Consider the following 11937-nt stretch of genomic DNA (forward strand, 5'->3'; position numbering starts at 1 on the left):
CGCGCCCCCCCCCCCGCGCGGGGCGGCCCCCCCCCCGCCGGGGGGGGGGGCGGCCCCCCCCCCCCCCCCCCCCCCCCCCCCCCGGCGCACGTCAGCGGTACAGCTCCGCGTGGGCGTCGGAGAGCAGCAGGTAGCCGTCCGCGTTGAGCTTGATCGCGGCCTGCTCCTCGGCGGTCAGCGGCCGCTTGACCTTGCCGGGCACCCCCGCCACCAGCGAACCGGCCGGGATGTCGGCGCCCTGCGGCACCACCGTGCCGGCCGCGATCAGCGAGCCGGTGCCGACCCTGGCCCCGTTCAGCACCCGGGCCCCCATGCCGACCAGCACGTCGTCCTCGACGGTGCAGCCGTGCAGCACCGCGTTGTGACCGACCGTCACCCGGTCGCCCACCCGCACCGGGAAGCCGGGGTCGGCGTGCACCGTGCAGTTGTCCTGGACGTTGGAGTCGGCGCCGATCGCGATCGCCTCGGCGTCGCCGCGCAGCACCGCCTGGTACCAGACGCTGGCGCGCGGGCCGAGCCGGACCGCTCCGATCACCACGGCGGTCGGCGCGACGAACGCGCTCGGGTCGATCTCCGGCTCCAGGCCGCCGATTCCGGTGATCAGCGCTTCGGGCATGGGTGGACTCCCGGGGTGAGGGCGGTACGGGCGCAGCCAGGCTACTCGGCCGCGTCGGTCACCCCGGGTGGGGGTCGACCGTACGTACAGTGACCCGGTGGAACGCAAGTGGTGGACCCTGCTCGCCGTCTCGGTGGCGACCTTCATGCTGCTGCTCGACATCACCGTGGTGAACGTCGCGCTGCCGTCGATCCGCGCCGACCTGGGGGCGAGCTTCACCGACCTCCAGTGGGTCTTCGACGCCTACACCCTGACCCTGGCGGCGCTGGTGCTGACCGCGGGCTCGCTGGCCGACCGGCTGGGGCGGCGGAAGATGTTCGCCATCGGCCTGGTGATCTTCTCGGTGGCGTCCTTCCTGTGCGCGGTCGCGCCGAACCCGGCCTTCCTCAACGGGTCGCGGGCGGTCCAGGGCGTCGGCGGCGCGATCATGTTCGCGGTGTCGCTCGCGCTGATCGCCCAGGAGTTCGCGGCCGGCCGGGAGCGCGGCGCGGCGATGGGCGTCTACGGCGCCACCATCGGCATCGCGGTCGCGGTCGGGCCGCTGATCGGCGGGGCGCTGACCGACGCGCTCGGCTGGGAGTCGATCTTCTACCTGAACGTGCCGATCGGCGCGGCCGCGCTGGCCGTCACCTTCGTCAAACTGCGGGAGAGCCGCGACCCGAACGCCACCCGGGTGGACTGGCCGGGCGTGGCGCTGTTCAGCGCGTCGCTGTTCCTGCTGGTGCTGGCGCTGGTCCGGGGCAACGCCGAGGGCTGGACCAGCGCGCTGATCCTCGGGCTGTTCGCCGCCGCGGCGGTGCTGATGGCCGGGTTCGTGGCGGTGGAGCTGCGGGTCGCCGAGCCGATGCTGCCGCTGGGCCTGTTCCGGCGGCGGGCGTTCACGGGAGTGCAGCTGGCGGCTTTCGCGGTCTCCGCCTCGCTGTTCGCGCTCTTCCTCTACCTGACCCTCTACCTGCAGAACTACCTGGGCCTGTCCCCCTTCCAGGCGGGCCTGCGCTACCTGCCGATCACCGTGCTGAGCTTCCTGATCGCGCCGGTCGCCGGACTGCTGCTCTCCCGGGTGCAGGCCCGGCTGATGCTGGGCGTGGGCCTGGCCATGATCGGCGTCGGCCTGCTGCTGATGGGCGGGATCCAGCCCGACGACAGCTGGACCACGCTGCTGGCCGGCTTCCTGATCGGCGGCGCGGGCGTGGGCCTGATCAACCCGGTGATCGCGGACGTCGCGGTCAGCGTGGTGCCCAAGGAGCGCAGCGGCATGGCCGCGGGCATCAACGACACCTTCCGGCAGGTCGGCATCGCCGTCGGGATCGCCGTGTGGGGCGCGGTGCTGGTGGCGCGCGGGACGGACCGCTTCACCGAGCTGGCCGGCCCGGTGGCCGCCGGGGCGCCGGCCCACGAACTGGTCGAGGCGGCGTCCTCGGGCAGCCTCGGGGAGGCGCTGGCCGCCGTCCCGGTCCCGGCCCGGCAGGTGCTGACGGTGGCGGCCCGGGACGGGTTCCTGTCCGGGCTGAACCTGGTGCTCTTCCTCGGCGCGCTGGTCAGCCTGGCCGGCGCGGCCCTGGCCCTGTGGCTGGTCCGGGAGAACGAGATCGAACGCTCCGCGGAGCACTGACCCGCCCGCGGTGGATCAGAGCGCGGCACTCGGACCGCGGCACTCAGAGCGCGGCGCGCAGGGCCTCGCGCAGGCGGCCGCCGTGGGCGGCGAGCAGGCGGGCGGCGGCCTGGGCGTCGACCCCGGCCAGCAGGGTGAGGATCGCGTCCTTGACCTCGCCGCCGGTCGCGGCCAGCGCCGCCGCCACCGCGGCGTCCTCGGCACCGGTGGCCAGGGCGACGATCCGGTGGCAGCGGGCGCGCAGCTTCTCGTTGGTGGCGCGGACGTCGACCATCAGGTTCCCGTAGGTCTTGCCGAGCCGCACCATCACCAGCGTGGAGAGCATGTTCAGCACCAGCTTCTGCGCGGTGCCGGCCTTCAACCGGGTGGAGCCGGTGAGCAGTTCGGGTCCGACCTCGACCTCGATGCCGTGCTCGGCGGCGGCCGCCAGCGCCGAGCCCCGGTTGCACGAAAGGCCGACGGTCAGCGCACCGGCCGTCCGGGCGTGCTCGACCGCGGCCAGCGCGTACGGGGTGCGGCCGGAGGCGGAGATGCCGACCACGGTGTCGTCCGCGGTGAGCGCGAGGCCGGCCAGGTCGGCCTCGGCGAGTTCGCGGCTGTCCTCGGCGCCCTCGACGGCGCGCAGCACCGCCTCCCGGCCGCCCGCGATCAGGCCGACCACCTGGCCGGGCGCGGTGTTGAAGGTCGGCGGGCACTCGGCGGCGTCCAGCACGCCGAGCCGGCCGGCGGTGCCCGCGCCCGCGTGCACCAGCCGGCCGCCGCGCGCCATCCGCTCGGCGATCGCGTCCACGGCGGCGGCGATCGCGGGCAGTTCGGCGGTGACCGCGTCGGCGACCGTGCGGTCCTCCGCGTTCATCAGCCGGGCCAGTTCGAGGGTGGGCAGCAGGTCGATCTCCGCCAGCTCGGGCCGGTACGCCTCGGTGGCGAGCCGGTCGAGCTGGGCGCGGAGGTCGGGCCGGTCACTGCTGGTCATGGGCCGATCGTCTCACCCCGCCGGGGCCTCGGGGCGGCCGGGGCCCTCCCCGTACGGGGTCAGCACGTAGTGGTGCGGGGCCATCGCCCGGTCGTGGCCGGGCAGGGCGGCCATCACGGCGGCGTGCGCCTCGGCGGGTGTGAGGGCCCGTCCGCGGGTGGTGATCCGGGCGGTCAGCCTGCCGTCCGCGTGCTCGACGTCGACGTCCTGCGGGTCGAGGGCGGTGCGCACCAGGTCGGCGACGGCGTCCAGGTCGATCCAGGTGTTGTCGACCCGGTGCCAACTGCCCTTGTCGCGAACGGCGGTGGGCAGGCCGGCCAGGGCGGCGAGTTCGGCGAGCGGGACGGGCCGCTCGGCGGCGAGCTCCAGCAGGTCCAGCAGGGCGTGCGCGAAGCGCTCGCTCTCCGCCCGGTCGAGCACGTCGCGGTGGGTGTGCAGGGTGAGTTCGAGGCACCCGGTGACCCGCCAGATGTTGAGCATCAGCCGGGTCGGGATCGGGTCCGGCGGCAGCCAGGCGAGCAGCGGGTCGACCGCCGGGTCGGCCCGCTCGGGCGTGACCTCGGGCGGGACGGTGCCGCTCAGGTCGTTGACCACCACCTGGCGGACGAACCGGGCGCCGCGGTCGACGGCGACGTCCTCGATCAGCTGCCAGATCTTCTCCGCGTCGAAGGTGCTGTGCCAGTACCCGCCGAGCGCGGACGCCTGGGTGCGGCCGATCAGTTCGTCCAGGTCGGCGGCGGCGGTGTCCAGGGCCAGCAGCGCGTCCTGGGCGAGGGTGCCGATGTGGTCCGCCAGCCCCGGCCGGTGCCGGTTGGCGGAGAGCGCCGCCACCACCACGGTCGTCTGGTCGGCCCGGGCGGCAGCCAGGGCGGCGTAGCAGGCCAGCAGGACGGCCGACGGGCCGGCGCCGGTGCGCCGGGCGGTGCGCTCCAGGGCGTCCGCCGCCTTGACGGATCGCAGGACCAGGGTGGGCAGTCGGGCGTCGTTCGGGCCGATCCGGTCGTCGGCGAAGACGGTCACCGGCTCCTCGCGCAGGATCCGCTCCCAGTGCCGCAGCGCCGCGGTGGCCCGGCGGCGGCCGGAGGCCGACTGCTCCAGTTCGGCGACCTCGATCGGGGTCCGGCCGGTGGCGGGCGGCAGCTCCTCGCCGGATGCCAGGCGGACCCAGTCCTGGAACAGCAACCCGGTGGCGGTGCCGTCGAGTTGGGCGTGGCAGATGACCACGGCGAGGCGCAGCGGGACGCCGTCGCGGGTGAGCAGGGTGCAGCGCAGCGGGAAGTCCTCGGCCAGTACGAAGGCGAACTCCCGGTCGTGCCGGGTGACCTCGTCGGCCCGGGCGTCCGGGTCCTCGGCCGGGTCGAGCTCGGTGACGTCGACTCCGAACTCGCCATCGGTCAAGGCGCGTTGGCGGCTCGGCTGGTCGCCGGCCGGGCCGGGGAAGACGGTCCGCAGGGCGGCGTGGCGCTCGGCCAGGGTGCGCAGCGCGTCCAGGCAGGCGGTCCGGTCGGCGCCGGGCGGGACGGGCCAGACGGCGTGCTTGTTCATGTGCGAGGGCAGGTCGCGGCGCAGGCAGCGGATCATGTTGTCCTGGCCGAGGGTGAGCGGCGCCTCGGCGGGCTCGCCGGGGACACGGTAGGCGATCGTGACGCGCTCGGTGGTCATGCCCGGCCCCCTTCGAGCGCCTGCGCCAGGTCGGCCGGCCAGTCGGACGGCCGGGGCCCGTGGGTGTGGAGCAGTGCTCGGGCGATCCGGTCCAGGCCGAACGCCGCGCAGGAGGTGTGCCCGGGCGCCCCGGCCGCGGTGAAGCCGAAGACCTCGCCGAAGTGGTCCTTGTGCAGGTTGGCGGAGGCCACCGCCTGGACCACGCCGTCGGCCAGCGGGACGCGCAGCTCGAACTTCAACTGCTGGGCGCGCTGGGCCGCCTGGAACACCTTCCGGCCGCCGCCGAAGAACGGGTCGTCGGCCACCTCGACGGTCGGCTTCAGGCCGAGCGCGGTCAGCCACGCCTCCATCAGGTCGAGGTGCTGGTCGCGCCACGCGGTGCAGTGGGCGGGCGTTCCGGCGGTGACCAGCTCCGCCATCCGGAAGCTGCGCAGCCGGCCCGGTTCGCTGGTCGCCTCCTGCCGGAAGCACTGCGCCTCGACCGAGAACCGCGGCGCGGCCTCGGTGACGTCGAGGCCGGCGAGCAGCTCGTAGAGCGGGTAGCAGGCGGCGGGGAGCAGCACCAGGTCGGTGATCTCCTGCTGCGCGTGCCACTCGCCGCCGGTGGCGACCAGCGGGGCGAGCTCGCGCCACTCGCGGGAGGTGCCGGTGAAGCCGTGCACCGTGCCCAGCAGGTGCGGGAAGGAGGCAGCGTAGCCGGCCCGTTCGATGGTGCGACGGGAGATCACCGGGGGGACGGCGACCCGGCGCAGCGGCTCGGCCGCGGCGGTGTCGGCGGCGGCGTTCGCGGCGAGGGCGGCGATGCCGGTGCGGAGGGCGGCGATCACGTCCTGGTACGGGCCGGGGTGCAGTTCGACGCCGGGCACGCCGGTGGGCAGGGGCGTCGCGTCGGTGGTGGCGGGGCTGGGATCGGTCATCGGTGGGCCTCACGGGATGCACGGGATGCGGACGGCGGGGACCAGGTGCGCAGGCGCACGGCGAACGGCTCGGTCGAGCGGCGGGCGACGGCGGCGCGGTGGGTGCGGAGTTCGGGGGGCAGGGCGAGCGAGCGGACCGCGCAGGTACCGGCCGGCCCGCGGACCGGGCTGCCGGCCGCGGGAACGGGCAGGCCTTCGGCGAGGCGGGCACCGAGGGCCTTCACGTACGCCTCCTTGCGGGTCCAGAGCTCGGCGAAGCGGGCGGGCGGGGAGGCGGCCGACTCGACCTCGGCGGCCTCGGCGGCCGGGAACCAGCGGCGGGCGAGCCGGAGCGCGGCCGCGGCGGGCGGCTCGGCCTCCAGGTCGACGCCGACGTCCGCCCCGGCCGGGGCGACGGCGAACAGTGACCACGGCCCGGCGGTGGAGAGGTTCACGGTCAGCCGGGCGTCGAGACCGGCGGCGTCCGGGCGTCCGTGCGGGCCGCGGCGCCAGCGGACCTCCGACGGCGGGACGCCGGCGGCGGCCGCGGTCAGCAGCCGGGCGGCGGCGTGCGACACGGTGAACCGCGACCGCGCGGCCGGTGCGCCGGCCTGCCGCGAGCGCTCCTCCTCGTCGAGGTACCGGCCGAGATCGGCCACCGTCTCCGGTGGCTGGTCCGTCCGGATCACCCACACCTCCACCACCGGCACACCGGCAACCGCGCTCGACGGAAGGCCCGGTGCCGCGCTCCGGAACGGCCCCGGGTCCACCACGTGCGCTGCCGCCGCCCGGGCCGTCCCCATCACGCCGCTTCCGGGGTCAGGAGCGCCAGGTCGAGCCGCCCGTGGTCGGGGTCGTGGTCGACCAGCGCGATCGGGTACGGGGTCGGCAAGGCGGTCGCGAGCGTCCGCCAGGTGCCGGTGAACGGGGTGCCCGGCAGGGCGCGGCGGGTGGCCGTCGCGGGGAGGTGGGCGAGGCCCGGCCCGAGGTGGAGCCGGGTGTCGGCGGGCAGGTCGGCGGTGAGCGCGGCGAAGGCGGCGGGCAGCCCGGCGGTGGTGACGGCGGCGCGCTCCCGGTGGGCGGCCAGCCGGTGGCTGCCGCCGGTCTCGAACAGCAGGGCGGAGGCGGTGTGCCGGTCGGGCAGCCGGGCCGGACGGTCGGGCCGGTGGTGCAGCGAGGACTGTTCGAGCGCGATCAGCAGGGCCCGCCGGGCGCCCCCGGTGCGGCCGTACGCGTCGGCGATCCGCAGCGCGCTGAACGTCCCGGCGGAGCCCTGGTCGCAGACCGCGAACGCCAGCGGCCGCCCCGGGCAGACGCCGGCGAGGTGCACGGCGACGGCCCGGCCGGGCCGGACGTCGGGCGCGGCGTAGACCAGGACCAGCAGGTCGACGTCCGGCCCGTCCGGGACGAGCTGCGCGAGGAGCTGCTCGGCCATCTCGCCGTACGACTGGCCGCGGCCGTGCCGCAGCGCGTCCTCGTCGAGCGCGACGCCGTACGGGCGGGCGAGGTCGGAGACGAGGACGCGCAGGTCCGGGTCGCGGGCGAGCGGCGAGTCGCCGGTGAAGTCGGCGGTCGCGGCGGCGGCCAGGCGCAGCGGTGCGGCGGCGGGCTGCGGGGGCAGCGGGCCGCTGACGCGCACGGGCTCAGTCCTCGGGGACGACGTGGGCGGCGACGAAGCCGGCCAGGGTGCCGAGCGAGCGCAGGTCGTCCTGGCCGATCTCCTCGACGTCGACCTGGATGTCGAGGTGGTCCTCGAGTTCGAGGATGAGTTCCAGGGTGCCCGCGGAGGTGAGGCCGAGCTCGTCGAAGAGGCAGACGTTCTCGTCCGGCGGCGGGAGTTCGCGCTTGAGGACGCGGGGCAGCAGCAGCCGGATGCCCTCGACGACGCGCTCGCGCAGCTCGGGGTCGACGGCCGTCTCGACGGCGGGGGCGGTTTCGGTCATGGCGGATCCCATCTGGGGCCGGGCCCGGTGCGGGGCGCGGCGGGAGAGTTGACGAGTGCCCCGGGGCGGGGGCGCGGCGCGGCGTCGCGGCCGTCAGTGCTGGAGCACCATGGCGGCGAAGGTCGCGCCGAGCCCCGCGGCGGCGACCAGGTAGCGGTCGCCGGGGTGGAGCAGGCCCCGGGTGGTGGCGGTGCGGTGGTTGAGGAAGACGTCCGCGGTGAAGCTGTGGCCCACCGCGGGGACGTTCTCCAGCACCACCCGGTCGAGCGGGAGCCCGACCGTGCGGCAGATCCGTTTCCAGGAGACTTGGTTGACGTTGTGCGGGAGCAGCAGCCGGATCGAGTCCCAGGTCTCCCCGGCCTCGTCCAGTGCCGCCTGCATGACGCCGACCACGGCGTCCGGGTAGCCGCGCTGGTAGCGCGCGAGCAGGTCCGGATCCTCGGCGAGTCGCCCGTCGAACTCGCCGCGCAGGTCGACCGCATAGGACAGCACGCGGTCGCGTTCGCCTTCGGCCCGCACCAGGCAGGCGGCCGCCCCCTCGCCGAACAGGGCGGTCTCCGGGACGAGTCGGGCGTCCCGGGTGAAGGTCTTCTCGCCCGCCAGGATCAACGCCAGTGCCTCGGGGTCGGGTTCTGCCGCCAGCAGCCGACCGGCCACGTCGATGGCCAGCAGGGAGCCGGCGCAGGCGTGGTGAGTGACGGTGAACGCACGGGCGTGCTCCAGCCCCAGACGGCCGAGCAGCTCGTGCAGCGGGTTGTGCGGGTAGGGCGCCGCGATCGGCATGCTGCGCGCGTGCAGCACGTACCGGACGCGGTGTTCGCGGCCGCGCAGGGCGGTCAGCGCCGTCGCGGCGCCTTCGAGCAGATCGGTCAGGTCACCGTCCGGGTCCAGGCGGACCTGGTCGAGGCCGTGGAAACGGCGGAACAGCTTGACCTGACGGTCGCTCAACCCGAGTTCCTCGCCGAGCTTTTCGATCGGCCGGGCCACGGGGGGCAGGTGGACGGCGACTGCTTCCAGAGCGGTCACGCGGGCTAGTATTCCGTCGCCTCGCCGACCCGCACAAGGGTCTAGGCCAATTCCGCCCCGCTTCCGGGAACCCCGCCGAGTCGACAAGGACCCGTGCCCATGCCGTCGCGCCCGCTGCGCTGCCTGTTGACCGTTCCGCCGCTGACCGGCCACCTCCATCCCGCGCTCGCCCTGGCCAGGGGCTGGGAGGCGGCCGGCCACGAGGCCGCCTGGGTGGGCAACGAGCCGGTCTTCCGCCCGCTGCTGGGGCCGGAGGGGAGGCTGTTCCCGACCGGGTCGCGGCTGTTCCGCGAGCAGGCGGGGGGCGGGGAGGCCGCGGTCCGCTCGCTCTGGGAGGGCTTCGTGGTGCCGTACAGCCGCTTCACCCTTAAGGCGGTGGAGCGGGCGGTCGCCGAGTGGCGGCCGGACGTGGTGCTGGTCGACCAGCACAGCCCGGCGGGCGCGCTGGCCGCGCACCGGGCCGGGGTGCCGTGGGCGACGTTCGCGCCCTCGGCGATGGAGATCGGCCGCCCGCTGCGCGGCGAGCGGGAGTTGGAGCGCTGGCTGGACGGCGTGCTGCGCGGGCTGTGGGCCTCGGCCCGGCTGCCGGAGCAGGAGTACCTCGACCCGCGCTTCTCCCCCGGGCTGGTGCTCTCCACCGGCAACCCCGCCCTGCTCGGCGGCGAACTGCCGCCCCCGTACGCGACGGTGGGGCCGCTGCTGGGCGGGCGCACGCCGACGGACTTCCCCTGGGAGCGACTGGACGGCTCGCGGCGACGGGTGCTGGTCACCATGGGCACCCTGTCGGCGGAGGTCGCGGACGGCTTCCACGAGCGGGTCGCGCAGGCCCTGGAGGAGCTGGCGCCGGACGTGCAGCCGGTGCTGGCCCGGGCCGGCGGCGGCCCCGCGCCGGCCGGCGGGATCGCGCTGGACCGGGTGCCGGTGCTGGAGCTGCTGGCCCGCGGCGCGGTGGACGCGGTGCTCTGCCACGGCGGCATGAACACCGTCTGCGAGGCACTGGTGCACGGCGTCCCGCTGATGCTGGCGCCGATCCGGCACGACCAGCCGTACGTCGCCGAGCGGGTCGCGGCGGCCGGCGCGGGGGTCCGGGTGGACTTCGCCGGCGCCACGTCCGGGCAGCTGCGGGACGCGCTGCGGACGGTGCTCGACCGGCCGTCCCACCGCGCGGCCGCTTTGATGATGGGCCGTCAACTCCTGCACGGCGGAGGCGTCCAGGCCGCGGTCGGGCACCTGGAGCGGTTCGCCGACGGACGGAACCGATCACTCCGGTGATCTGGTCCAGACCATTGTGGCGGGGGTGCTCCAGACCCTAGGGTCGGTGCCGCAGTCGATCCCACCGACCACAGGAGTCCGGGTTGATCGTGACCAAGGGGCTGCGCAAATCCTTCCAGCCCCGCCGCGGCTCCCAGGCCGTGGACGCCGTCCGCGCCATCGACCTCACCGTCGACGAAGGCGAGGTGTACGGCCTCCTCGGCCCCAACGGAGCCGGCAAGACCACCACCCTGCGCATGCTCGCCACCCTGCTGCGCCCCGACGGCGGCGACGCCACCGTGGCCGGCGCCGACCTGCTCGCCGAACCCGGCGAGGTCCGCCGCCGGATCGGCTACGTCGCCCAGGGCGGCGGCACCACCGACGGCGCCTCCGCGCGCGAGGAGCTCGTCCTGCAGGCCCGGATGCACGGCATCGGCAAGGCGGACGCCCGGCAGCGCGCCGAGGGCGCCCTGGAGGCGTTCGGCCTCACCGAGTTCGCCGACCGGCGCTGCAGGACCTACTCCGGCGGCCAGCGCCGCCGCGTCGACCTCGCCCTCGGCGTCATCCACCGCCCCCGGGTGCTGTTCCTCGACGAACCCACCGTCGGCCTCGACCCGCGCAGCCGCGCCCAGGTCTGGGCCGAGATCCGCCGGCTGCGCGCCGACGGCATGACCGTGCTGCTCACCACCCACTACCTCGAAGAGGCCGACGCCCTCTGCGACCGGATCGGCATCGTCGACCACGGCGAGATCGTCACCGAGGGCACGCCCGAGCAGCTCAAGCGGGAGATCTCCGGCGACGTGGTGACCGTCGGCCTGCCGCCCGCCGCGGTCGACGCCGCCCAGGCCGCGCTCACCCGGCTGCCGTGCGTCCGCCGCCTGGAGCGGCTGCCGGACGAGACCGGCCTGCGGCTGCACGTCGAGGAGGCCGCCCTCGCGGTGCCGCAGCTGCTGCGCGAACTCGCCGCCGCGGGCACCGAACCCGAGCTGGTGCAGCTGCAACGGCCCAGCCTGGACGACGTGTTCCTGGCCCTGACCAGTAGAGGAGGGGAGGCGGCGTGAAGCTCGCCCGTGACACCTGGCTGGTGTTCCAGCGGCAGCTGCTGCTGATGGTCCGGACACCGGCGTGGCTGGCGGTCGGGCTGCTCCAACCGCTGTTCTACCTGCTGCTGTTCGCGCCACTGCTGAAGACCGCGCTGGCCTCCTCGGGGGCGGTCTCGACCGCCGACGCGTACCGGGTGTACGTGCCCGGCCTGCTGTCGGCGCTGGCCGTGATGGGCGGCCTGTTCACCGGGTTCACCCTGCTCGGCGAGCTGCACGCGGGCATCGTGGAGCGCTCCCGGGTCACCCCGGTCAGCCGGGTCGCCCTGCTGCTCGGCCGGGCCCTGCGGGAGGTCGTGGCGCTGCTGGTGCAGGCCGCGATCATCACCGCGCTGGCGATCCCGTTCGGCCTCACCGTGGGCGTCGGCGACCTGCTGCTCGCCTTCGCGCTGCTCGCCCTGATGGCGCTGATGGCCTCCTCCGTGTCGTACGGGCTGGCGCTGCTGGTCCCCGGCGACGCGGCGCTCGGGCCGATCGTCAACACCATCGCGCAGCCGCTGGCGCTGCTCTCCGGCACGCTGCTGCCGATCGCGCTGGCGCCGGCCTGGCTGCGCACCGCGGCGTCCTGGAACCCGTGCTACTGGGGCGTGGAGGCGATGCGGGCGCTGTTCACCGGCCAGGTCGACTCGCCGGCCGTGTGGCGCGGACTGCTGTTCACCGCGGTCACCGCGGCGGTGGCGGTGGCCTGGGCGGCCCGCCTGTTCGCCCAGCGGATCCGCTAGGCGCGCGCAGCACGAGGAGGGGGGGGGGGGGGGGGGGGGGGGCCCCCCCCCCGCCGGCGGCGGCCCGCCGCCCGCCCCCCCCCCCGGCCCCCCCCCCCCCCCCCCCCCCCCCCCCCCCCCCCCCACCCCGGGGGGC

The 11937-nt window shown here is 75.8% G+C and carries 12 protein-coding genes; 4 read left to right on the forward strand and 8 right to left on the reverse strand.

Annotated features, from left to right (window positions below):
- Positions 1 to 91 precede the first annotated feature (91 nt).
- A complete protein-coding gene (locus ACGFX4_RS40705; protein WP_393086166.1) occupies positions 92 to 616 on the reverse strand; it encodes a gamma carbonic anhydrase family protein in 525 nt (174 codons plus the stop codon).
- Between the two features lie 97 nt (positions 617 to 713).
- Between ACGFX4_RS40705 and ACGFX4_RS40710 the strand changes: the two genes are divergently transcribed.
- Positions 714 to 2228: an MFS transporter gene (locus ACGFX4_RS40710; protein ID WP_393086168.1), complete on the forward strand. Its 1515-nt coding sequence runs from the start codon at positions 714 to 716 to the stop codon at positions 2226 to 2228.
- Between the two features lie 43 nt (positions 2229 to 2271).
- Here ACGFX4_RS40710 and murQ read toward each other — a convergent pair whose 3' ends face one another.
- The 7 genes from murQ to ACGFX4_RS40745 form a co-directional block, all read right to left on the reverse strand.
- Positions 2272 to 3201: an N-acetylmuramic acid 6-phosphate etherase gene (gene murQ, locus ACGFX4_RS40715; protein ID WP_393086170.1), complete on the reverse strand. Its 930-nt coding sequence runs from the start codon at positions 3199 to 3201 to the stop codon at positions 2272 to 2274.
- A 12-nt stretch (positions 3202 to 3213) separates the two neighbouring features.
- The gene (locus tag ACGFX4_RS40720; protein ID WP_393086172.1) at positions 3214 to 4863 is read right to left on the reverse strand and encodes a condensation domain-containing protein; all 1650 of its coding nucleotides are present in this window, start codon (positions 4861 to 4863) and stop codon (positions 3214 to 3216) included.
- A complete protein-coding gene (locus tag ACGFX4_RS40725) occupies positions 4860 to 5780 on the reverse strand; it encodes a hypothetical protein (protein WP_393086174.1) in 921 nt (306 codons plus the stop codon). Before ACGFX4_RS40725 ends, ACGFX4_RS40720 begins: the two co-directional genes overlap by 4 nt.
- Positions 5777 to 6448, reverse strand: coding sequence for a 4'-phosphopantetheinyl transferase superfamily protein (locus ACGFX4_RS40730; protein WP_393086176.1), 672 nt, complete (start codon positions 6446 to 6448; stop codon positions 5777 to 5779). The genes ACGFX4_RS40725 and ACGFX4_RS40730 overlap by 4 nt, the downstream gene beginning before the upstream one ends.
- A 113-nt stretch (positions 6449 to 6561) precedes the next feature.
- The gene (locus tag ACGFX4_RS40735) at positions 6562 to 7398 is read right to left on the reverse strand and encodes a hypothetical protein (protein ID WP_393086178.1); all 837 of its coding nucleotides are present in this window, start codon (positions 7396 to 7398) and stop codon (positions 6562 to 6564) included.
- Between the two features lie 4 nt (positions 7399 to 7402).
- Entirely contained in the window at positions 7403 to 7702 is a 300-nt protein-coding gene (locus ACGFX4_RS40740; protein WP_345700036.1) for a phosphopantetheine-binding protein, read from the reverse strand.
- Between the two features lie 93 nt (positions 7703 to 7795).
- Complete coding sequence (locus ACGFX4_RS40745) at positions 7796 to 8728, reverse strand: 3-oxoacyl-[acyl-carrier-protein] synthase III C-terminal domain-containing protein (protein WP_393086181.1); 933 nt, start codon at positions 8726 to 8728, stop codon at positions 7796 to 7798.
- Positions 8729 to 8827: 99 nt separating this feature from the next.
- Here ACGFX4_RS40745 and ACGFX4_RS40750 point away from each other — a divergent pair, with 99 nt between their 5' ends.
- The 3 genes from ACGFX4_RS40750 to ACGFX4_RS40760 all read left to right on the forward strand — a co-directional run bounded on the left by ACGFX4_RS40750 (position 8828) and on the right by ACGFX4_RS40760 (position 11801).
- Positions 8828 to 10000: a glycosyltransferase gene (locus tag ACGFX4_RS40750; protein WP_393086183.1), complete on the forward strand. Its 1173-nt coding sequence runs from the start codon at positions 8828 to 8830 to the stop codon at positions 9998 to 10000.
- Positions 10001 to 10089: 89 nt separating this feature from the next.
- Positions 10090 to 11040 carry an ATP-binding cassette domain-containing protein gene (locus tag ACGFX4_RS40755; RefSeq protein WP_393086187.1) on the forward strand — a complete coding sequence of 317 codons (951 nt, stop codon included), beginning with the start codon at positions 10090 to 10092 and terminating at the stop codon, positions 11038 to 11040.
- Positions 11037 to 11801, forward strand: a complete 765-nt coding sequence (locus tag ACGFX4_RS40760; protein WP_393086185.1) for an ABC transporter permease — start codon at positions 11037 to 11039, stop codon at positions 11799 to 11801. The genes ACGFX4_RS40755 and ACGFX4_RS40760 overlap by 4 nt, the downstream gene beginning before the upstream one ends.
- Positions 11802 to 11937 lie beyond the last annotated feature (136 nt).

Source organism: Kitasatospora sp. NPDC048365 (assembly GCF_043200835.1).
Taxonomy (GTDB): Bacteria; Actinomycetota; Actinomycetes; order Streptomycetales; family Streptomycetaceae; genus Kitasatospora; species Kitasatospora terrestris.